The organism is Methylorubrum extorquens, assembly GCF_024169925.1.
GTDB lineage: Bacteria > Pseudomonadota > Alphaproteobacteria > Rhizobiales > Beijerinckiaceae > Methylobacterium > Methylobacterium extorquens_A.
Genome location: NZ_JALJXF010000001.1, coordinates 4,526,237 through 4,547,599 on the forward strand (window position 1 = coordinate 4,526,237; position 21,363 = coordinate 4,547,599).

At 69.3% G+C, this 21,363-nt stretch carries 22 protein-coding genes; 13 read left to right on the top strand and 9 right to left on the bottom strand.

Going from position 1 to position 21,363, the window contains the following annotated elements:
- Positions 1-133: 133 nt before the first annotated feature.
- The 4 genes from J2W78_RS21135 to hemE form a co-directional block, all read right to left on the bottom strand.
- Positions 134-475, bottom strand: coding sequence for a lysozyme inhibitor LprI family protein (locus tag J2W78_RS21135; protein WP_253373558.1), 342 nt, complete (start codon positions 473-475; stop codon positions 134-136).
- 86 nt (positions 476-561) lie between these two features.
- Positions 562-1,002 (bottom strand): protoporphyrinogen oxidase HemJ, encoded by a 441-nt coding sequence (gene hemJ / locus J2W78_RS21140; protein WP_253373559.1) that lies wholly within the window; start codon positions 1,000-1,002, stop codon positions 562-564.
- Positions 951-1,442 (bottom strand): NUDIX hydrolase, encoded by a 492-nt coding sequence (locus J2W78_RS21145; protein WP_253373560.1) that lies wholly within the window; start codon positions 1,440-1,442, stop codon positions 951-953. The genes hemJ and J2W78_RS21145 overlap by 52 nt, the downstream gene beginning before the upstream one ends.
- Positions 1,439-2,509 carry a uroporphyrinogen decarboxylase gene (gene hemE, locus J2W78_RS21150; RefSeq protein ID WP_253373561.1) on the bottom strand — a complete coding sequence of 357 codons (1,071 nt, stop codon included), beginning with the start codon at positions 2,507-2,509 and terminating at the stop codon, positions 1,439-1,441. The genes J2W78_RS21145 and hemE overlap by 4 nt, the downstream gene beginning before the upstream one ends.
- A gap of 748 nt (positions 2,510-3,257) precedes the next feature.
- Between hemE and J2W78_RS21155 the strand changes: the two genes are divergently transcribed.
- The 9 genes from J2W78_RS21155 (at position 3,258) to J2W78_RS21195 (ending at position 11,162) form a co-directional block, all read left to right on the top strand.
- On the top strand, positions 3,258-4,088 hold the full coding sequence (locus tag J2W78_RS21155; protein ID WP_003597705.1) for a pyruvate, water dikinase regulatory protein: 831 nt from the start codon (positions 3,258-3,260) through the stop codon (positions 4,086-4,088).
- Between the two features lie 10 nt (positions 4,089-4,098).
- Positions 4,099-5,235 carry a glycosyltransferase family 61 protein gene (locus J2W78_RS21160; RefSeq protein WP_253373562.1) on the top strand — a complete coding sequence of 379 codons (1,137 nt, stop codon included), beginning with the start codon at positions 4,099-4,101 and terminating at the stop codon, positions 5,233-5,235.
- Between the two features lie 16 nt (positions 5,236-5,251).
- Positions 5,252-5,866, top strand: a complete 615-nt coding sequence (locus J2W78_RS21165; protein WP_253373563.1) for a Maf family protein — start codon at positions 5,252-5,254, stop codon at positions 5,864-5,866.
- A gap of 14 nt (positions 5,867-5,880) precedes the next feature.
- Complete coding sequence (locus J2W78_RS21170; protein WP_253373564.1) at positions 5,881-6,888, top strand: cation diffusion facilitator family transporter; 1,008 nt, start codon at positions 5,881-5,883, stop codon at positions 6,886-6,888.
- 29 nt (positions 6,889-6,917) lie between these two features.
- Positions 6,918-7,754, top strand: coding sequence for a shikimate dehydrogenase (locus J2W78_RS21175; RefSeq protein ID WP_253373565.1), 837 nt, complete (start codon positions 6,918-6,920; stop codon positions 7,752-7,754).
- Positions 7,751-8,371, top strand: a complete 621-nt coding sequence (coaE, locus tag J2W78_RS21180) for a dephospho-CoA kinase (protein WP_253373566.1) — start codon at positions 7,751-7,753, stop codon at positions 8,369-8,371. Before J2W78_RS21175 ends, coaE begins: the two co-directional genes overlap by 4 nt.
- A gap of 70 nt (positions 8,372-8,441) precedes the next feature.
- Complete coding sequence (gene dnaQ / locus J2W78_RS21185; RefSeq protein ID WP_253373567.1) at positions 8,442-9,152, top strand: DNA polymerase III subunit epsilon; 711 nt, start codon at positions 8,442-8,444, stop codon at positions 9,150-9,152.
- A gap of 219 nt (positions 9,153-9,371) precedes the next feature.
- Positions 9,372-9,821: a CopG family transcriptional regulator gene (locus J2W78_RS21190; protein WP_253373568.1), complete on the top strand. Its 450-nt coding sequence runs from the start codon at positions 9,372-9,374 to the stop codon at positions 9,819-9,821.
- 72 nt (positions 9,822-9,893) lie between these two features.
- Positions 9,894-11,162: an extracellular catalytic domain type 1 short-chain-length polyhydroxyalkanoate depolymerase gene (locus tag J2W78_RS21195; protein WP_253373569.1), complete on the top strand. Its 1,269-nt coding sequence runs from the start codon at positions 9,894-9,896 to the stop codon at positions 11,160-11,162.
- Between the two features lie 41 nt (positions 11,163-11,203).
- On the opposite strand, the gene J2W78_RS21200 is transcribed toward J2W78_RS21195, so the two are convergent.
- Together J2W78_RS21200 and J2W78_RS21205 are read right to left on the bottom strand one after the other, a co-directional pair.
- Positions 11,204-11,659 carry an NUDIX hydrolase gene (locus tag J2W78_RS21200; RefSeq protein WP_253373570.1) on the bottom strand — a complete coding sequence of 152 codons (456 nt, stop codon included), beginning with the start codon at positions 11,657-11,659 and terminating at the stop codon, positions 11,204-11,206.
- Positions 11,656-12,555, bottom strand: coding sequence for a 4'-phosphopantetheinyl transferase family protein (locus J2W78_RS21205; RefSeq protein WP_253373571.1), 900 nt, complete (start codon positions 12,553-12,555; stop codon positions 11,656-11,658). Before J2W78_RS21205 ends, J2W78_RS21200 begins: the two co-directional genes overlap by 4 nt.
- Positions 12,556-12,708: 153 nt before the next feature.
- Here J2W78_RS21205 and ampC point away from each other — a divergent pair, with 153 nt between their 5' ends.
- Positions 12,709-13,872: a class C beta-lactamase gene (gene ampC / locus J2W78_RS21210; protein WP_253373572.1), complete on the top strand. Its 1,164-nt coding sequence runs from the start codon at positions 12,709-12,711 to the stop codon at positions 13,870-13,872.
- 4 nt (positions 13,873-13,876) lie between these two features.
- Here ampC and J2W78_RS21215 read toward each other — a convergent pair whose 3' ends face one another.
- Together J2W78_RS21215 and secA are read right to left on the bottom strand one after the other, a co-directional pair.
- The gene (locus J2W78_RS21215; RefSeq protein ID WP_253373573.1) at positions 13,877-14,287 is read right to left on the bottom strand and encodes a GNAT family N-acetyltransferase; all 411 of its coding nucleotides are present in this window, start codon (positions 14,285-14,287) and stop codon (positions 13,877-13,879) included.
- 7 nt (positions 14,288-14,294) lie between these two features.
- Positions 14,295-17,207: a preprotein translocase subunit SecA gene (gene secA, locus J2W78_RS21220; protein WP_253373574.1), complete on the bottom strand. Its 2,913-nt coding sequence runs from the start codon at positions 17,205-17,207 to the stop codon at positions 14,295-14,297.
- Positions 17,208-17,672: 465 nt separating this feature from the next.
- On the opposite strand from secA, the gene J2W78_RS21225 reads away from it, so the two are divergent.
- From J2W78_RS21225 to J2W78_RS21235, 3 genes are all read left to right on the top strand, one after another.
- The gene (locus J2W78_RS21225; protein ID WP_253373575.1) at positions 17,673-18,593 is read left to right on the top strand and encodes a peptidylprolyl isomerase; all 921 of its coding nucleotides are present in this window, start codon (positions 17,673-17,675) and stop codon (positions 18,591-18,593) included.
- Between the two features lie 133 nt (positions 18,594-18,726).
- Positions 18,727-18,930, top strand: coding sequence for a hypothetical protein (locus J2W78_RS21230; RefSeq protein WP_253373576.1), 204 nt, complete (start codon positions 18,727-18,729; stop codon positions 18,928-18,930).
- Between the two features lie 283 nt (positions 18,931-19,213).
- Positions 19,214-20,626: a TAXI family TRAP transporter solute-binding subunit gene (locus J2W78_RS21235; RefSeq protein ID WP_253373577.1), complete on the top strand. Its 1,413-nt coding sequence runs from the start codon at positions 19,214-19,216 to the stop codon at positions 20,624-20,626.
- Between the two features lie 23 nt (positions 20,627-20,649).
- On the opposite strand, the gene J2W78_RS21240 is transcribed toward J2W78_RS21235, so the two are convergent.
- A complete protein-coding gene (locus tag J2W78_RS21240) occupies positions 20,650-21,354 on the bottom strand; it encodes a uracil-DNA glycosylase (protein ID WP_253374109.1) in 705 nt (234 codons plus the stop codon).
- Between the last annotated feature and the right edge of the window lie 9 nt (positions 21,355-21,363).

A 21,363-nucleotide genomic window follows, 5' to 3' on the forward strand; every position in this document is an offset into this window, starting at 1 on the left:
GACAAGGGGGCACGAAGCCCTCTCCCCGCGTGCGGGGAGAGGGGTAATCCGCACATCCCAAAATGATCAACCTGATACCGAGCAAAGCGGAGCCTCAGGATGAGGGGATGGGTGGGAAGGGCGGCTGGTGCCCCTACTGCCCGCCCTGCTTGGCGAACTCCGACAGCACGCCCCGCAGCACCTTGAGCCGGCCCTCGTAGGCGGCCGTCAGGCAGGCGACCTCGGTGCCGCAGGCGCGGCGGTCCTTGAGCCAGGCCTCCTGATCGTCCTGCATCTTGGTGCGGTTGCCCATCGGCAGCAGGTCTTTGAGGATGTCGAAGCGCACCGCCATCTCGACATCGAGGTCGTTGAGGCTGCGGGTGTCGCAGATCGTCTTCTCGTCCGGCGTCTCGGCCTTGGAGCAGGGAAAACTCGCCGCCGCCGCGGGCGAGGCCGCGGCGAGGCTCACGGCGAGGGCAAGGAACAGGGTCCGCATCGGACAAACTCCATCGCGGCGAACGGCCACGCTTGCCCATCCAACACACGAGCCGGCCCGGCGGTGCCGGACCCGTCGCAAAAGAATCAGCCCCAGGGCTTCACGATCGCCAGGATGACGATGCCGATCATCAGGAGCGTCGGCACCTCGTTGATGACCCGGTAGAAGCCCTGGCTGCGGGTGTTGCGGTCGGCGGCGAAGTCCTTGACCGTGCGGGCGAGGAAGCCGTGCACGCCGCTCATCGCCAGCACCAGGGCGAACTTCGCCTGCAGCCAGGGCGAGGCGTAGTAGCCGCTCTGCCACGCGAGCCAGAGGCCGAGGATCCAAGTGACGATCAGGGCCGGCGTCATGATCGCCTTGAGCAGGCGCCGCTCCATGACCTTGAAGGTCTCGGACTGCACCCGCGACCCGGCCGGCAAGGCGGCGTGATAGACGAACAGGCGCGGCAGGTAGAGCATCGCCGCCATCCAGGCGATCACCGCGATGACGTGGAAGGCCTTGATCCAGGGGTACAGGGTCTCAAGCACCGGGTGAGGCACTCCGTGTGGGGGATGCGGCGCGCAGGCGCCAGGAATTGGCCGGTCAGAAGCGGCGCGAGCGGCCAAGCGGCCTCGTCCGTTCCGCCGGTGAGCGAGAGCCAGCGGATCTCTTCGATCTCGGCACCGCAGACAGGGTTCAGGCCGGGTGTTGCGACCTGCCGATAGACGGTCGCCTCGACGATGTGGCCGGGCTCGTTGGCGGCTTGCGCCTCGAACCGACCCAGCCGCACAGCCGTGCGGGGGTCGAAAGCGAGAGCGAGTTCCTCCCGGAGTTCGCGGGCAAGACAGGCGGCGTCGGTCTCATCCGCCTCGAACTTGCCGCCTGGGAGCATGAAGCGGAGGCTGCCGCGCTTGCGCACCAGCAGCAACGCTTCGCCCGTCTCGTCCCAGCGCGTCAGAGCCAAGGCTGCGACGCGGATACGCGTCACCGGCCGCCTCTGAGCCGGGCCAGCATCTGCTCGACATGGGCGATCGGCGTCTGCGGGGTGATGCCGTGGCCGAGGTTGAAGATGTGCGGCAGGCCCTCGGTCGCCGCCAGGATGGCATCCACGGCCGCGTCCAGGGCCCGCCCGCCCTCGATCAGGGTCTCGGGGTGGAGGTTGCCCTGGGTGACCGTCGAGGCCGGCACACGGGCTCGCAGGGCCGCGAGATCGACACCCCAATCGACGCCGACGGCACTCGCGCCGGTCTCGGGCACGACACGGGCATGGCCCTCCAGCCCCGATCCCTTGGCGAACACGATGATCTTCGCATCCGGCACCTGCGCCCGGACGCCCTGGACCATCCGCGTGATCGGCCCGAGCGAGAAGCGCTTGAGGGCATCGCCGTCGCTCGACTCGGGCAGCACGCCGGCATGCGACTCGAAGATCTGCACCGCGTCGGCGCCGGCCCGGAGCTGGCGCACGAGATATTCGGTCTGCACGGCGACGAGCCGGTCGAGCAGCGCGTCGAGCAGCGCGGGGTCGGCCGCCGCCAGCGACCGGGCCGGGGCGAGGTCCACCGTGCCGCGGCCACCGATCATGTAGCTCGCCACGGTCCAGGGCGCGCCGCAGAAGCCCAGCAGCGTGGTCTCGTGGGGAAGCGCCCCGCGGATGCGCTCGACCGCCTCGAAGACCGGTGAGAGGTGCGAAAAGATCGCCGGGTCGCCCGCCTCGCGCAGGCGGTCGAACTGGGCGCGGCCTTCGAGCGCATCGAGGCGCGGGCCCTCGCCCTCGACGAAGCGCACGTCCTGGCCGAGCGCGTGGGGGATGACGAGGATGTCGGAGAACAGGATCGACGCCTCGAAGCCGAAGCGGCGGATCGGCTGGAGCGTGACCTCGGTGGCGAAGGCCGGGTTGTAGCAGAGATCGAGGAAGGAGCCGGCCTCGGCCCGGGTCGCCCGGTATTCCGGCAGGTAGCGGCCGGCTTGGCGCATCATCCAGGCCGGGGGCGGGGAGATCGCCTCTCCCGACAGCACCCGCAGCACCGGTCTATCCGCCGTCTTTGCCTCCGCCATGCCTGAAGTCCGCATCCTGCCTGATTGCCATTCGAGGGAGACCGAAGGGATCGCGACCGCGCCATCCCCACCCCGGCCCTACTCAAAGAAAGAGAGATTCTAGAATCTCTGTTTTTTCTCTTGGACGTTGGATCGTGATGCCGCAAGCGCGTCCACAGGCCCTCCCCACGGCCACGGCGTTAATCGCCTCTTAACGGATTGGATCTAATGTCCACGATAGGCCAAGCTCAGCAGTGGCTTGCGTGGGCCGGTATGCCCTGACTGCCGCCTCGGTCCCGGATTCTCCCATCCGGGCGACTCCACCGTGTGCGCAGGGTCGGGGTGTTGAGGGCGGAGTCGATGGATCTTGGGGCAACCCGCCGTCGCGCTCCAAATGGGCCTGGTTTTCCCCACTTATCGACTCCCCGGACGCGCTCTGGGGACAGCGTGGCGGTAGTGGGACGCTAAATCACTGACAGAACAATCGAATATTGCCGAGCTGGTGGCGGTACCGGCCACTGCGCCGCCCTGCCGGAACGGTTCGGCTCCGTCGTTCCATGCCAGCGCGGGCCGGCCCCCGGCGTCATCCGCGAGGGTGGGCGACGCGCTCCGGCCGCCGCGATGACGGACCGTCCGGCCGCACGGCAGCCGGTGTCCCCCACGGACGACGGCAATTCGGCATCGCGCTTGCCCGAGAAAATGCTCTAAGCATCCCCTCGGGGCGGGTATGTCGCCCCGGACCGAGCGTCACGGCAGAGACGGGCCGACGATGAGCCGCAGCTACTTCCACCTTCATCTCGTCTCGGATTCCACCGGCGAGACCCTGATCAATGTCGGGCGCGCGGCGGCGGTGCAGTACGAGGGCATCTCGGCGATCGAGCACGTCTACCCGCTGGTGCGCTCGGGCGCGCAGCTCGAACGGGTGATCTCCGAGATCAAGGCGGCGCCGGGCCTCGTGCTCTATACGCTGGTCGGTCACGAACTGATCGAGCGTCTGGAGGAGGCCTGCCGCGAGACCGGCTCGCCGACGCTCAACGTGCTCCAGCCGGTGCACGCGCTGCTGCGCTCCTATCTCGGCGCGACCTCGACCGAGCGGCCGGGCGCCCAGCACATGCTGAACGCCGAGTACTTCAAGCGCATCGACGCCATGAACTTCACGCTCGCCCACGACGACGGCAACCTGCCGGCCGACCTCGACGAGGCCGACGTGGTGCTGGTCGGCGTCAGCCGCACCTCGAAGACGCCGACCTCGATCTATCTCGCCAACCGCGGGCTCAAGACCGCGAACCTGCCGCTCGTCCCCTCGATGCCGCTGCCGCCGAGCTTCGAGCGGGTCAAGAAGGCGCTGATCGTCGGGCTGATCGCCAGCCCCGAGCGGATCGTGCAGATCCGCCAGAACCGCCTGCTGAGTCTCAAGGCCGACGACAATTCCTCCTACGTCGATCGGCAATCGGTCTCCGACGAGATCGCCGCCTCGCGCCGGCTCTGCGCCAAGTACCGCTGGCCGACCATCGACGTGACCCGCCGCTCGATCGAGGAGACGGCCGCCGCGATCCTCGACCTCTACCGCGAGCACCGCCTCAAGTTCATCGCGACCTGAAGGCAGGGAGATGGAAGACGCGGGCCCTCCCGCGGCCGATCTGCGCGAGACCGTTGGGGCCGGGCGCGGGCGCTGCACCGATCTCAGCCTGTCCTACCGGGACTGGGCGCCCCCGCCCGAACTGCTGGTCGGCGCGGTGACGCCCAAGCTGCTGCGCGTCTATCACGAGCAGACCACCGTGCTCGGAACGAGCCTCTACGAGTTGCCGGGGGCGGAAGTAACGGAGGAGGGCGTCGTGCTCCTCGACGGCGTGTTCCAGTACGCCGCCCAGCTCAACATCTTCTCCGTCAACTTCGAGGGGCATTTCCGCGCCATCGCCGCGCGGCTTCCGAGCCTGCGGCGGGTCACCGTCGAGGAGCCGGTCGTGCTGCTGACCGGCATGGGCCACCAGATGTACGGCCACTGGCTGGTCGATTTCCTGCCGAAGCTGTTCCTGCTCGACCGGGCCGGCCACGACATCACGCGGCTGCGCTACCTCCTGCCCGCCGACACGCCGCGTTTCGCGCGAGATTGGCTCGGCCTCCTCGGCATCGGGGAGGACCGACTCATCGTCTACGACCGCACCGGCGATCTCGTCGTCTGCCGCTCGCTCCTCGTGCCGACGGCGCTCCGCTTCATCAGTCGCGCCTCGCCGCTGATACGCCAAGCTCGCCGCTTCCTCCTTGAGCGCGCCGCGCCCGGCTCTCGCTGGCGGCTCCCTTGGCCGCCCGGCCGTCGGCGCGAGAAACCGGGGAGCGAAAAACTCCTGATCTCCCGCTCGGACAACGCCGACACGCGCAACCGGCGCACCCTGGCGGAACGGGCGGCGTTCGAGGCTGCGGCGGTGGCCCGCGGCTTCACCCCCGTCCGGCCCGAGCGGCTGAGCGTGCCCGAACAGATCGCCCTGTTCCGCTCGGCCGGTACGATCATCGGCGAGTACGGTTCGGGGCTGCACGGTTCGCTGTTCGCACCCCCCGGCACCACCGTGGTGGCGCTCCGCGACAACGGGCTCGAACTCGGCTTCCTGCAAAGCTCGATCGACCATACGCTGGGCCATGCCAGCGGCTACGTGATCGGCTCGGAGCGCTCGGAGGAGGGGTTCTTCTCCGTGGCGACCGAGGATATCGACTTTCTGTTCGACTGGCTCGACTGGCGCGGCCTGCGCTGACGGAATCATTTTCGACGTGAACGCTTCTGCCCTCTGGCTCGCCCCCGCGCCCCTCCTTCTCGCCTCGGCGAGCGCCACCCGGCGCGATCTCCTGACGGGCGCCGGCCTGCCGGTGGAGACGGCGCCCGCGCGGATCGAAGAGCGCGCCTTGGAGGCCGAGGGCAGTGCCCTGGCTCCGATCGAACTGGCGCGGCGGCTGGCTCGGGCCAAGGCGGAGGAGGTGGCGGCCCGCCATCCCGGCCGCGTCGTGATCGGCGCCGACCAAGTGCTCGAATGCGAGGGCCGGATCTTCCACAAGCCCGCCGACCTCGCAGCGGCGCACGCCCATCTTGCCCGGCTCCAGGGCCGGACCCACCAGCTTCATTCGGCGGTCGCAATCGTACGCGGCGGCCACGCCGAGGATTTCGTCGAAACCGCGCGGCTGACTTTGCGCCCCCTCGATGCGGGGGCCATCGACGCCTATCTGCGGCTCGCGGGAGTAGCGGTCACGACCTCGGTCGGCGCCTACCAACTCGAAGGCCTCGGCATCCACCTGTTCGAGCGGGTCGAGGGCGACCACTCGACGGTCCTCGGCCTGCCGCTCACGCCCCTTCTCGCGCGGCTGCGGGGCCTGGGCCTGCTGGCGTTCTGACACGGCGAGGGACGATGGACGACCACGGGCAGGATCATCGGCAGAGTCATCGACACGACCACGCCCATCCGGATCACGGCCACGATCATGCCGGGCACGGGCACAGTCATGCCCACGGTCACGGGGGCCATGGTCACGTCCACGCCCCGAAGAATTTCGGACCGGCCTTCGCCATCGGCATCGCGCTGAATCTCGGCTTCGTCGGCGTCGAGGCGGCCTATGGCTGGCTCTCGAACTCCATGGCGCTGGTGGCCGATGCCGGCCACAATCTCTCCGACGTGCTCGGCCTCGTCGCCGCCTGGCTCGCCGCGGTGCTGGTGAAGCGGGCGCCGTCGGCGCGCTTCACCTACGGCCTGCGCGGCTCCTCGATCCTGGCCGCTTTGTTCAACGCGGTGGTGCTTCTGGTGGCTACCGGCGGCATCATCGTCGAGGCGGTGCAGCGCTTCCTCGAGCCGGCCCCGGTCGCCGGCACCACGGTGATGGTGGTGGCCGGCATCGGCATCCTCATCAACGGCTTTACCGCGTGGCTGTTCGCCTCGGGTTCCAAGGACGACATCAACATCCGCGGCGCCTACTTGCACATGGTGGCCGACGCGGCGGTCTCGGCCGGCGTGGTGCTGGCGGGCCTCGTCATCCTCGCCACTGGTTTCGACTGGATCGACCCGCTGGTGAGCCTCGCCATCGCCGCGCTCATCATCGTCGCGACCTGGGGGCTCCTGCGCGACAGCGTGGCGATGTCGCTTGCCGCGGTGCCGCCCGGCATCGATCCGGAGGCGGTTCGCGCCACTCTCGCGGCCCGCCCCGGCGTGCGCGGGCTGCACGACCTCCACATCTGGCCGATGAGCACCACCGAAGTCGCCCTCACCGCCCATCTCGTGGTCGCCGACGAAGCGCCCGGCCGGCTCTTCCTCAAGGAGACGGCGGACGAACTGCGGGCGCGCTTCGGCATCCATCACGCCACCCTCCAGATCGAGATCGAGGGGCAGACCGCCTGCACGCTGCCGGCGGCGTGCGTCGCGTGATGTCTCTCGACCTTCGCAAGCAGGATTCCATGACAGCCAGGGCCTTCGTCGTCGGCCATCCGATCCGCCATTCCCGCTCGCCGCTGATCCACGGGCACTGGCTCGCCGAGCACGGGTTGGATGGCAGCTACGAGCGCATCGATGTGGCGCCCGACGCGTTCGAGGCCTTCGTCCGCGGGCTTCCCGCCTCGGGCTTTGCCGGCGGCAACGTCACCATCCCGCACAAGGAGGCGGCCTTTCGGCTGGCCGATTCCCTGACGGAGCGAGCGAAGACGATCGGCGCCGTGAACACGCTGATCGTCGAGGACGGCTGCGTGCGCGGCGACAACACCGATGCGCCGGGCTTCATCGCCCATCTCGACCACAGCCTCGGGCAGGGCTGGCCCGAGCGGACCGGCAGGTCCGCCCTGGTGCTCGGCGCGGGCGGCGCGGCGCGGGCCATCGTCGTCGGGCTGGTGGAGCGGGGGCTCTCGGTCCGCGTCGCCAACCGCAGCCCCGAGCGGGCGCGTGTGCTGGCCGAACTCGACCCCGAACACGTCGAGGCGCTGGCCTGGGAGGCCGTGCCGGACGCACTTTCCGACACCGGGCTTCTCGTCAACACCACCTCGCTCGGCATGGCCGGGCACCCGCCGCTCGCTCTCGACCTCGTCCCGCTCTCGGACCGCGCGGCGGTGGCCGACATCGTCTACGTGCCGCTGGAGACGCCGCTCCTGGCCGCGGCGCGGGCGCGGGGGCTTGCGGCGGTGGATGGGCTCGGCATGCTGCTGCACCAGGCCGTGCCGGGCTTCGCCGCATGGTTCGGCCTGCGCCCCGAGGTGACGCCGGCCCTGCGCCAAAGAATCGTCGCGGATCTCGTCGCGAAATGAGCGCTTCCGAACAACCCCGCCCTCCCGTGGTGCTCGGCCTCACCGGCTCGATCGGCATGGGAAAGTCGGCCACCGCCGCGATGTTTTCCGCCCGCGGCGTCCCGGTCCATGATTCGGACGCGGCGGTCCACGCCCTCTACGGGCCGGGCGGCGCCGCGGCGCGGGCGATCGGGGACGCCTTTCCCGGCGCCCTGACGCCGGAGGGCGGGGTCGATCGCCCGGCCCTGCGCACGGCGGTGCTCGGCAATGCCGAAAAACTCGCCCGGCTGGAGGCGATCGTGCATCCGCTGGTTCGCGACGAGAGCCGCGCCTTCCTCGCCCGCAACGCGGGGGCGCCGCTCGTCGTCCTCGACATCCCGCTCCTGTTCGAGACCGGGGCCGACGCCCGCTGCGACGCCGTCCTCGTCGTCACCGCTCCGCCGGAGGTGCAGCGCGCCCGCGTGCTCGCCCGCCCCGGCATGACCGAGGATGCGTTCGACGCGATCCGTGCCAAGCAGATGCCGGATGCCGAGAAGCGGGCGCGGGCGGATTACGTGATCGACACGAGCCGCGGGTTCGAACACGCCGAAGGCGAGGTGAAGCGGATCGCCGAGGAGCTGGCCAACCGAAGCCGCTGAGGGACGTCGCCGGTTAACGCATCCTTCGCCAGCCGCGCGCAGGCTGTGTTCCTGCATCGGATCGGAAAAAATGCTGCGCGAGATCGTCCTCGATACCGAGACCACTGGCACGGAGGCTCGAAACGGCGACCGGCTGATCGAGATCGGCTGCGTCGAACTCATCAACCACGTCCAGACCGGCGAGACCTTCCACCGGCTCATCAACCCGCAGCGCGCGGTGTCCGAGGGGGCGTTCGGGGTCCACGGCATCTCGGATGCGATGCTGGCCGACAAGCCGGTCTTCGCCGAGGTGGTCGACGCCTTCGTCGCCTTCTGCTGCGATTCGCGGCTGGTGATCCACAACGCGCCCTTCGACGTCGGCTTCCTCAATATGGAATTCGCCCGGCTCGGGCCCGCCGCGCCGAAGCCGATTGTGCTGGAGGACGTGGTCGATACCCTGCTGCTCGCCCGCCGCAAGCATCCGGGCGCGGCCAACAACCTCGATGCCCTGTGCAACCGCTACGGGGTGGACACCACCCGCCGGGTCAAGCACGGCGCGCTGCTCGACGCGCAGATCCTGGCCGAGGTCTATGTCGAGTTGCTCGGCGGCAAGCAGACCACCCTAGGTCTCAGCATCGCCGAACCGGCCGAGACCGTGGCGCTCGGTGCCCTGACCGATTCGGGTCCGGTCGGGCCGCGGCCGATCCGCAGCCGGCTCACCGAGGGTGAGCGCCTGAGGCATGACAGCTTTGTCGAGAGCCTCGGAACAAACGCCGTCTGGCGGGAATACATGGAGCCGTGAGCCGTTGCCCGCAGCGGTGACCGCACAGGCAACGATCCGTTAAGTCTTTCTCGGCGCGCAGTCTTTGGTGTCGAATGGCCCGTCCTTCGACCGGCTAGGCGCAAGTGGCGCCTCTCCCATCCCCTCGTCCCATCTTGCTGCAATGCAAAAAACTTCATCTTGCGGTGCAGCATAAGCCTTTCCATACCATCCTGGTGGCTGGCGCAGGGATGTCGCGCGATGATGGACGTGATTCAGGAGCGGCGGCCGGATGCCCCGATCGCCGTGAGACTCGGGGCCAAACCCGGCGACCATGAGAAGATCACGGTCAATCTCGGCTTCGTCGATCTCGGGCATGTCGATCTCCTCGTGTCGGAGGGCGTCTACGCCAACCGCAGCGACTTCATCCGCACGGCGGTCCGCAACCAGATCGAGCGGCACGCCGACATCACCCGCCAATCGGTGGCCCGCAAACCGATCGAAGTCGGTCTGCGCCGCTACGGCCGGGCCGAACTGGAAGCGGCGCAGGCGGCGGGGACCCGGCTCGACATCCGCGTCCTCGGCCTCGCCGTCATCGCCGACGACGTTCCCGCCGACCTCGCCAGCGCCGCGATCGCATCGATCGAAGTGCTCGGCAGCCTCCAGGCGAGCCCCGCCGTGAAGCGGGTGCTGGCCGACCGCCTGCCCTGACCCTCGGAAAATCCCCCTCGTGACCCGCTGCGCTCGCGCGCGCTCGTCGCCGACCCGGAAAGCGAGACCCGCATGACCGAACGTCACAACGCCTTCTTCACGGATATCGCCGAGGCCACCCGCCTGACCCAGGCCGGACGGCTCGGTGAGGCGACCGCCCTCATCCAGCGCAGCCTCGGCGGTGCGAACCTCTCCGCCGAGGGGGTGCGGCCGACCGATGCGTCGCCCGCCCCGAACGGGACGCCGCGGCTCGAAGGGTCGGCGACCCGGCTCGATCCGGAGGTGGGTGCGGCTCAGCCTACGGATCACGCGACGCTGATCCCCGAACGGCTTCGCGAGAACATCGACCATGTGATGCAGGGCCTGCGCTCGCTGGTGCCGTCGCTGAATGGGCTGACGGGCGGTGGCCAGGAGGCGCCCAGACCCAACGGTACCGAACCCGCCGGGGTCGCGTCGGAGGGCGGCCAGTTCGTCGAGCGCAGCTTCTCCAATGCCGCCGGGGCGCGGGACTACAAGCTGTTCATCCCGAGCCCGCGGAACGGACCCCGTCCGCTGCTCGTGATGCTGCACGGCTGCAGCCAGTCGCCGGAGGATTTCGCGGCGGGAACGCGCATGAACACGCTCGCCGAGGAGGAGGGGGTCTACGTCGCCTATCCCCGCCAGACGAGCCGGGCCAACGCGCAGAAGTGCTGGAACTGGTTCGAGCCCGGCGATCAGGGCCGGGAGATGGGCGAGGCCGGCATCGTTGCGGGCCTCGTCCGCGCGATTTGCGCCGAGCATTCGATCGATCGCTCCCGCATCTACATCGCCGGGCTCTCGGCGGGCGGGGCGGCGGCGGCCAACATCGCCCGGGCCTATCCCGACCTGTTCGCGGGCCTCGGCGTGCATTCGGGCCTTGCCGCGGGCTGCGCCCGCGACCTGCCCTCGGCGCTCTCGGCGATGCGCGTCGGCGCGCCCGGTGCGGCCGAGCCCGGCGGTGCGGCCGGCTTCGGCGCCGGCGCGGTGACGCAGAACCTGCGGGTGCCGACCATCGTCTTCCACGGCGAGGGTGACGGCACCGTCCATCCGCGCAACGCCGACGCGGTGCTGGCGCAGGCCGGCATCGACGCCCTGACGCCGCGGCAGGAGGGAGGCAGCAACGGCCGTCACAGCTACACCCGCACCCGCTACGCCGACGAGGCCGGCCGGGTGCAGGTCGAGGCATGGTCGGTGCAGGGCGCGGGCCACGCGTGGTGCGGCGGCAGTTCGGCAGGCAGCTACACCGACCCGAACGGGCCGGACGCCTCCCGCGCGATGCTCGACTTCTTCCTCAGCCACAACCTGACGGGCGGGCGAGGGTAAGCATCACAGAAAGGCCGGAGCATCGTCCCGAACACCGGTCCTCACCGTTCGCGACGGTGCTCCAGCGCGGCCGCAAGGCCGTCGGGGAAGAGGGCGGCGCCGTCCGGAAGGGCATCCGGCCGGCACCAGCGCGCGGTGCAGGCCGTGCCGTCATCCTCGCTGAAGCGGATCACGTCGCGGTCGTAGAGGGCTGCATCGTGAAGGCGGATGTCGGCGGAAAACACGATCTCGTGGCCGAGCGCACCTTCGTGGCGGTAGATGTTCTCGAACACCGTCCAGGGGCTCGTGATCGCCACGCCGCAGCCCAGCTCCTCCCGAAATTCCCGGTCCAGGGCCTGTTCGCGGGTCTCGCCGAAGGCGACGCTGCCGCCGGGCGGGCGCAGGCCCTTGATCCGGCCGCGATCGTCGAGGACTTCGACCGCCAGCAGCGCGTCCCCTCGCCACGCCAGACCGATCACCTTGACGCGGATCGCTTGCGGTGGGCGCCAAGATGTCATCGGTCTCCGGTCCTTTCGCGATCGCCGCGCGGGGTCTTTGCGGCGTCCTCAGCCTCGGCCGCGCGCTCTTCGGCCCGCCACCGCGTCGCGGCTTCAGCCAAACCCGCCCGCAGATCCTCCCAGGCCGCCGCTTCGACCGCAAGCGCCACCGCCGGAGGGCGCGGCAGAACGAGGGCGGCGGCGAGATCCCCCGCCCCGAGGCTCAGGCCCCGGTACTGCGCGAAATTGGCGAAGGTGACGCCGAGCCCCGGCGGCTCCGCCACGACGCTGCCGACGGCGAGGAGTTCGAGCGGCACGGTGAGACCGCAGCGCAGTGCCTTGGACAGTGCCTCCTTCAGGCACCACAGCCGGGTCAACCGCTCGGCCTCCGGCGCGTCGAGCCGGGCGGCGAGGTGGCGGCGCTCGACCGCCGTGGTCTGGCGCGTCAGCAGCGCGACGTTGGCCGGCTGAATCCGCTCCAGATCGATCCCCATCGGGCAGGCCTCGGGAAACACCACCGCCACGGCGACCGGGCCGGCATGGGACAGGCTGATGCCGAGGTTTTCGACCCCGGCGCCGGACAGAACCGGCTGCTCCAGCACGCCGGGCCGGATCGCCAGATCCCGCGGGTCGAGGTCGGGCTTGAGCGCGGCGAGGGCGCATTTCGCCGCGTAGCGCCCGATCAAGAGACCGTGGCGGCGGCGGGCATGGAGCCGGTCGGTGAGCAGCGCGGCTTCGTCCGGGTGAAGGAAGCCGCCGCGATGAGCGTCGAGCCAATCGAGCGGCGCGCTCGCGAGCGCCAGAACGGCCTGCGTCACGCCGGTCCGAGGCGCATCGAGCGTGAGGCGCAGGCTCCGCACCAGCGGGACGGCGGCCTCCGCACCTGCCGCGCTTTCGGCGCTTTCCTCACACGTCATAACCGCCATTCGCCTCGCTCGCCTTCGCGTCGTCCTGGAACCGGACCCAGGACGATGCTCTAGGCTCTTGTTCTTGCATCATCTTTTTCCGAAAGCCGGCAACCACCTTTCGGGATGATGCTCTCGCCAAGAAGGAAATGCGCCATCTCCGCAATGCGAAAGCGCGCGCTGGCCGCCCTCGTCCTGAGCTGCTTATCGCATCTCCCGACATCTGCCCTGGCCGACGATCCGTCCGCGCGGGTCGCCGCCGCGGTCGAGCAGGCCTATCGCCCGCTCCTGAAGGCGTACGACGTGCCCGGCCTCGCCGTCGCCGTCACCCGCGAGGGGCATTCCACCGTCTTCACCTTCGGGCTCGCCGACCGGGAGCGGCAGCGGCCGGTGACGCGCGACACGCTGTTCGAGATCGGCTCGGTCAGCAAGACCTTCACGGCGACGCTCGTTTCCTACGCGCAGGGGCTCGGCCGGCTCTCGCTCGACGATGCGCCGAGCCGGTTCCTGCCGTCGCTGCGGGGCAGCGCGCTCGACCGGATCAGCCTGCTCGACCTCGGCACCTACAGCGCGGGCGGCCTGCCGCTGCAATTTCCCGACAGCGTCACCGACGAGGCGGCGATGATCGCCTACTTTCGCCGGTGGCAACCCTCCGCGCCGCCCGGAACGCAGAGGCTCTATTCCAATCCCAGTCTCGGCCTGTTCGGAGCCGCCGCCGCCGCTTCCATGGGTGGCGACTTCGCCGGCCTGGTGGAAACCCGGCTGTTTCCGGGGCTCGGCCTGACGCACAGCTTCATCCGCGTGCCCGCCGCCAAGAGCGAGCACTACGCCTGGGGTTACGGCCGGGACGGCACGCCGATCCGGGTCAATCCGGGCGTCCTCGACGGGGAGGCCTACGGCGTCAAATCCAGCGCCGCCGACATGATCCGCTTCGTCGAGGCCAACATCGATCCCGGCCGCCTCGACCCGCCGATGCGGCAGGCGGTTCAAGGCACCCATGTCGGCTATGTCCGGACCGATGCGATGGTGCAGGGGCTCGGCTGGGAGCAGTTGCCCTTTCCGATCCCGCTGGAGCGCCTTCAGGCCGGCAACGCCGATCCGGTGCGGTTCGAGGCGCAACCTGCCGCGCCGCTCGATCCGCCACAGGTGCCGACGGGGGCGACGCTGTTCAACAAGACCGGCTCGACCAACGGTTTTGGCGCCTACGTCGCCTTCGTACCGGCCAAACGCATCGGCCTCGTCATGCTAGCCAACCGCGCGTTTCCCATACGAGCGCGCATCGCAGCAGCCCACGCGGTACTGGAGGCGTTGGCGGCCGAGGCGCCCTGACCCGTCACCGCTCCCGGTCGGTGCGGAAGGCGTGCGGCACGCGCGGCATGCCGAGGGCCTCGTAATAGCCCTCGATCCCCGGCGCGGCCGTGAGCAGCAGCGAGACCTCGGGGCCGGCCGCCGCCCGCGTTTCCGCAATCAGCCGGCGGCCGATGCCGAGGCCCTGGCAGTCGCGGGCAACCGCGAGGGTGGCGAGATAGGCGCAGAAGGCGAAATCGGTCAGCGTGCGCGCCACGCCGACGAGGCGCCCGCCGAGCCGGGCGGTGACGATCAGGTCGGAACCCTTCAGAATCCGCCGGAGTCGTTCGAGATCTTCGTCCGGTCGCCAGGGCTCGAGCCCGGATTCGACGAGGACACCCCAAAAGGTCTCCGCGTCGAGATCCGGCTCCAGCCCGTAGACGAGCGCGCCGCTCACCGCAGGCTCACGCCTCGGTAGCGAAGCGGCCGTGGCAGTGCTTGTACTTCTTGCCCGAGCCGCAGGGGCAGGGTTCGTTGCGGCCGACCCGGCCCCAGGTGGAGGCGTCGTCGGGCTTGCGCTCCAGCACGGCGGCGTCCGTCGAGAGTTCGCGTGCGGCAAAGCCGTAGGCGCCGCCCGCCCCGCCGTCGCTGCCCGAGCCGGCGAAGGCGAACTCGTTCTCGCCGGTCACCGGGTCGCGGTGCTCGGGGAACATCGGCGGCAATTGCGGTTCGCTGAAGCCAGCGCTCTCGAACCCGCCGTCGGTGAAGCCCTCCGGCTGCTGCTGCATGATCTCGACATGCGAGAGCTGGGCGGTCACCTGCTCGCGCAGGGCCGTGACGAGGCCGTTGAACAGCTCGAACGCCTCGGACTTGTACTCGTTGAGCGGGTCGCGCTGAGCGAAGCCGCGCCAGCCGATCACCTGCCGCAGGTGGTCGAGGGTGACGAGGTGCTCGCGCCAGAGGTGGTCGAGCACCTGCAGCACCACCTGCTTCTCGACATAGGTCATCACCTCCACGCCGTTGCGCTCGACGCGGGCGGCGTAGGATTCGTCGGAAGCCTTGCGCAGGCGCTCGCGGATCTCCTCGTCGGCGATGCCCTCTTCCCGGACCCACTCCTCCACCGGCAGGTCGAGGCCGAGCACGTCGAGGGCGCGGTGCTTCAGCCCCTCCGCGTCCCACTGCTCGGCATAGGCGTTCTCGGGGATGTGCACGGCGACGAAGTCGTCGATCACGCCGTGGCGCATCTCGTCCACGGTCTCGCGCACGCTGTCCTGGCCCATCAGGTCGCGGCGCTGCTCGAACACGACCTTGCGCTGGTCGTTCATCACGTTGTCGTACTTGAGCACGTTCTTGCGCATGTCGAAGTTGCGCGCTTCGACCTTCTGCTGCGCCTTCTCGATCGCCTTGTTGATCCAGGGGTGGATGATCGCCTCGCCCTGCTCCAGGCCGAGCCGCTGCAGCATCCCGTCCATGCGGTCGGAGCCGAAGATCCGCATCAGGTCGTCCTTGAGGGACAGGTAGAATTTCGAGCGGCCCGGATCGCCCTGGCGGCCGGAGCGGCCGCGCAGCTGGTTGTCGATGCGCCGGGATTCGTGGCGCTCGGTGCCGATGATGTAGAGCCCGCCCGGCAGATCCTTCTTCCGGCCCGCTTCCGGGTCAGCCTTCTCGCCCGACGCCAGCACCTTGGTGCGGTTCTCGGCGATCTCGGCCTTCAGCGCTGCGATCGCCGCGTCGCGCTCAGGCCCCTCCGCCATGCCGCCGAGCTCCTTCTCGATGCGCATCTCGAGGTTGCCGCCGAGTTTGATGTCGGTGCCGCGACCGGCCATGTTGGTGGCGATGGTGATCGCGCCCGGCACGCCGGCCTCGGCCACGATGTAGGCTTCCTGCTCGTGGAAGCGGGCGTTGAGCACGGCGAAGCGCTTGGTCACCCGGTTCTCGCGGGCGGCCTTGTAGACGTCGGTCAGAGCGTTCGGGTCGGAATAGTCGAGCAGGGTGTAGCCGGCCTTCTTCAGCAGTTCGCCGATCAGCTCCGATTTCTCGATCGAGCCGGTGCCGACCAGGATCGGCTGGTGGCGGGCATGCGCCTTGTCGATCTCCTTGATGATCGCCTCGTACTTCTCCTCGACGGTGCGGTAGACCTCGTCGTCCTCGTCGACGCGCTCGACCTCCTTGTTGGTCGGGATGTCGACCACGTCGAGCTTGTAGATCTCGGCGAACTCGTCGGCCTCGGTCGAGGCGGTGCCGGTCATGCCGGCGAGCTTCTTGTAGAGGCGGAAGTAGTTCTGAAAGGTGATCGAGGCGAGCGTCTGGTTCTCGGGCTGGATCGTCACCCGCTCCTTGGCTTCCAGCGCCTGGTGCAGGCCTTCCGAGTAGCGCCGGCCCTGCATCATGCGGCCGGTGAACTCGTCGATGATGACGACCTCGTCGTTCTTGACGATGTAGTCCTTGTCCAGGGTGAACAGGGTGTGGGCGCGCAACGCCTGGTTCACGTGGTGGACGATGGTGACGTTGTGCGCGTCGTAGAGGTCGCCCTCCTTGAGGATGCCCTCGGCGCGCAGCTCCTCCTCGATGAACTCGTTGCCGGCCTCGGTGAGCGAGACCTGCCGCTGCTTCTCGTCGAGGTCGTAATGCTCAGGCGTCAGGCGCGGCATCACCGTATCAACGGCGACGTAGAGTTCCGAGCGGTCGTCCACCGGGCCGGAGATGATGAGCGGCGTGCGCGCCTCGTCGATGAGGATCGAATCGACCTCGTCGACGATGGCGAAGTGGTGCCCCCGCTGCGTCATCTGCGAGAGCTCGTACTTCATGTTGTCGCGAAGATAGTCGAAGCCGAACTCGTTGTTGGTGCCGTAGGTGATGTCGCAGGTATACGCTTCCTTGCGCTGCCCGTCGTCGAGCCCGTGCACGATGGTGCCGACGGTGAGCCCGAGGAAGCGGTAGACCCGGCCCATCCACTCCGCGTCGCGCGAGGCGAGGTAGTCGTTGACGGTGATGACGTGGACGCCCTTGCCCTCGAGCGCGTTGAGGTAGACCGGCAGCGTCGCCACCAGGGTCTTGCCCTCGCCGGTCTTCATCTCCGAGATGCCGGACTCGTGCAGCACCATGCCGCCGATCATCTGCACGTCGAAGTGGCGCTGGCCGAGCACGCGCTTGGCCGCCTCGCGCACGGTGGCGAAGGCGGGCACCAAGAGGTCGTCGAGGCGGGTGCCGGCGGCGAGCTGGTCACGGAACTCCTGCGTGCGGGCGCGCAGCTGCTCGTCGGAGAGAACGCTGATTTCCGGTTCGAGCGCGTTGATGGCCGCGACGCGTGGGCGAAAACCCTTGACGCGGCGGTCGTTGGACGAGCCGAAAATCTTCTTGGCGAGGGCACCGAGCATCGTGAACCTGCGGTCGTGAGGTCGTCGCGAGCGGCATTTTTCGCGCCGCCGGCCTGCGTTGGGCGGGCTTATAGAGGTAAATATCCGCAGGCGCATCCGGTAGTGCCGGACCGGACAGTCAAGAGGTCGCCCGGTCCGGCTTTTTGGCCGGCCTTCATCGTCGGCGCCCGCCGCCGCGGGCTCAAGCTCTCGCTCCGCTCAGGATCCAAATTTCTGAAAAGCCCGCTCCGCGCGGTACTTTTCGCCCCCGACAGGCGGTGCCATCGCTCTTCGTGCGACAGCCTCATCGACCCGCGGTCACGAGACCTCGCGACGATCACGGCCACGCTTGCCTTTGCCCGGAAGAGGTTCCACCTGTGTCGCGCTTCGCGGCACCTGCCGCATTCCCGACGAGCCCCGCGGGACGAAGCCGGACGGCGTACAGACCGGCCCGGCGGGGACGACGCCCAAGGAACGACGCTTCCGATGCCGATTCCGTTCTCCCTCCGGCGCGCGAGCGCCCTCGCGCTGATGCTCACCCTGCCGGGCGCCGCCCTCGCGCAAGCGCCGGCGGCCCAGCCAGCGCCTGCGGGCCAGAAGACGCCCAGCGCGCCCGCTCCCGTCTCGGCGGCGGTCCCGCCGGAGACGGTGGTGGCGCGGGTCAACGGCCAGCCGGTCACGGCGGCCGACCTCGCGATCGCGGGCGAGGATCCGGCGCTGTCGCTGCCGGGCGTCGATGAGGGGGCCAAGCAGAACCTGCTCGTCGATTACATGGTCGATCTCAAGGTCGGCGCGCAGGCGGCCGAAGCCGCCAAGGTCGGCGAATCGCCGGAGTTCAAGCGCAAGCTCGCCTACTTCCGCGACAAGCTCCTGCTCGACGACTACCTCGAGCGCGAGGCCAAGAAGGCGGTGACGCCCGAGGCCGCCAAGGCGCTCTACGAACAGACCGTGAAGTCGATGAAGCCCGAGGAGGAGGTGCGGGCCCGCCACATCCTCGTCGAGAGCGAGGACGAGGCGAAGAAGATCGCCGCGCGCATCAAGGGCGGCGAGGATTTCGCCAAGATCGCGGGCGAGGTCTCGAAGGACCCCGGCTCCAAGACCGAGGGCGGCGATCTCGGCTGGTTCACCCAGGAGCGGATGGTGAAGCCGTTTGCCGACGCCGCTTTCAAGATGACGCCGGGCCAGATCTCCGATCCGGTGAAGACCCAGTTCGGCTGGCATGTGCTGCGCGTCGAGGAGAAGCGGACGAAGCCGGTGCCGACCTTCGACGAGATGAAGGAGCAGATCGACCAGTACCTCACCCGCAAGGCGCAGCAGGACACGATCGTGAAGCTGCGCGAGGCGGCCAAGGTCGAGCGCGCCGGCAGCAGCGCCGCTCCTGCCGGGGGTGAAACCAAAAAGCCCTGAGGGCATGAGGAGCAGCAGGCCGGCGTGCAGTTATGCGTCGGCCGCATGTCGGAGCTTAGGTATCTGGTATACCAGAATCCAGAATGCGGTGCGATATAGGCTTTATCGCAACGCAGCAACGGACCTGCCCGCCATGATCGCCCTCGTCGTTCTCGCCGCTGCCATCGCCAACGTGATCTTCGTCGTGATGCTGGCCGAGCGTTTCGGTTCCGAGGGCGGCGCGCATGCCTCCGCCGGCGAAATGACCAGCCTCCGGGCCCCCGGCCGCACTCCGGCTGCCGCTGTCAGGCTGGCCAACGAGAACATCGCTGTCACCGCGACCAAGATCGCCGCCTGATAGCGTTTCCACTCCGGACGATCAGAACCGCCCCCGCGCCGTCCGGCCGGGGGCGGTTTCTTTTTGGGCGACCTACCCCCCTGATCGATCGTCTTGCCGGCTCGCCCGAGGGGCCGCGTGATCGCATTTTCTTCTCGCCACGTCGGGCTTCGAGCGACCGGCATGCGGATCGGACGTCCGGTCTTCCAGACTTTTGCCTCTGGGGTGCGCCGTAGTGGCACTTCTCGCGGTCTCGAGAATTGACGGCGCAGCTTTTCGTTTCCTTCCGCAAGGCGCGACGTCCATGCCTGCCGTTCCAGCTTGGCTGATGCGCCGTGAGACGCTGCTCCTGGCCGCGACCCTGGCGATCGGGGCCAGCCTCGGTATCGCTTGGTACCTGCTGCAAGCGACTGTGCTCACAATCGCGGTCGCGCCCCGTGACGGCACCGAGCCGGAACTCATCAAGGCCTACGCCGACGCTCTCGATACGGGCCACGAGAACATCCGCCTGAAGATCGTGTCGTTCGATGATGTGCGCGAGAGCGCCGCCGCCTTGCAGGACGGGCGAGCCGATCTCGCGGTGGTCCGGCCCGACGTGCTCTTGCCGACCAACGGGCTGACGCTCGCCATCCTGCGGGACCAGGCGATGATCATCGCCTCGCCCTCCCAATCCGGTATCAAGAGCTTCCCGAAGCTCGCCGGAAAGCGGCTCGGTATCGCCGCACACCGCGATGCCGACTTCTCCCTCCTGAACAACATCCTCGGCTATCACGGCCTTGCCCTCGACACGCAGCCAGCCGGCGGGCCGGTGCGCGAGGGCACGGTCCATCTCGTCCGGATCGACCAGGACGCCGTCGCCGCTGCCTTCAGGGACAAGCGCATCGACGCCTTCGTCAGCATCATCGCGTCCTCGGCCCCGAAGGCGCTGGCCCTGGTCGGCGCCGTGCGCTCGGTCGCCCGCAACGGCAAGGTCGAGTTCGTGGCGGTCGAGGATGACGGGGCGATCCTCGAGCGCTTCCCGCGGCTCCAGGCGGTGACGATCCCCGGCGGCCTGTTCGCGGGTGACCCGAAGCTGCCGTCCGATGACGTGAAGACCGTGGGGGCCTCCTACCGGCTGATGGCGCGCGCTTCCCTCGGTCGTGTCATCGCGGCCGATGTCACACAGCAGCTGTTCGAGAAGCGCACCGCCGCAGCCGTGAAGACGGATGCCGCAGAGTACGTGCAGGCACCGGCCTACGACACGACGGCGGCAGCGACGAGCGCACGCATTCCGATCCATCCCGGCGCGATCGACTACTACGAGCGCGAGCAGCACGGCTTCGTCGATCGCTACGGCGACACGCTCTATCTGCTGGGCGCCCTGGCCGGCGGCCTGTTCTCGGCACTGGCCTGGCTGCGCCAGCGCCTGTCCAGCCTGCGCCGCGAGCGGATCGACGAGATCATCGACCGCTTGCTGGAGGTGACCGAGCAGGCACGCGCGCTGACCGATCCGGCCGCCATCGAGGCGCTCAATGTCGAGGTCGACCGGCTCGCCACGGAGGCGGTGCGCTATGCCCGGGAACGGGAGCCGAACGACCGGACGATGGCCGCGGTCTCGATCGCCATCGACACGGCGAAGGCGACGATCGCCGACTGCAGGAACCTCGCGGCCCCTTCCGAAGATCGGGCTTCGCCTCGGATCCTCAGACCGGTTCGCAGGCATGGACCGGACGCCTGACGGGGCCGGGGACCGCAGTCATATCAATTCCCACCCAGCCGCCAGTCGATCGGCGCGCGGCCCTGCGCTTCGAGCCACGCATTCGCCCGGTCGAACGGCCGCGAGCCCGGAAAGTCGCGGGCGCGGTTGAGCGGGGAGGGGTGGCCCGAGGCGATGATGCCGTGGTGGCGCGTGTCGATCAGCGCCTCGCGGGCGCGGGCCTGGGCGCCCCAGAGCAGGAACACCGCCGGCGCGTCGCGGGCCGAGACGGCTTTCACCGCCTCGTCGGTGAGCTGCGCCCAACCGAGCCGCAGATGCGCACCGGACTTGCCCGCTTCCACGGTGAGCGCCGAGTTGAGGAGCAGCACGCCGCGCTCCGCCCAGGGTGTCAGGTCGCCGGTGGAGAGGTCGGGCTTGGCGCCCTCGGGGGCGAGTTCCGCCAGGATCACCTTGAGCGAGGCCGGCAGGCGGCGTCCGCCGACATAGGAGAAGGCGAGCCCGTTGGCGTCGCCCGGTGTCGGATAAGGGTCCTGGCCGAGGATCACCGCCTTCACCGCGGGAAGGGGCGTCAGCGTCAGGGCCCGGAAGATCGCGGCGGGTTCCGGCAACACCGTCGCCCCGGCCGCGACGCGCGCATCGACCTTTTGCGCGACCCGGTCCGCCGCGCCTTCCTTGAAGAAGGGCAGGTCGAGCCAGGGGGAGCCGCTGGCGCGGAACGCTTCGAGCGCCGCTTCGACGGGCCCGGTCACGCGAGCTTC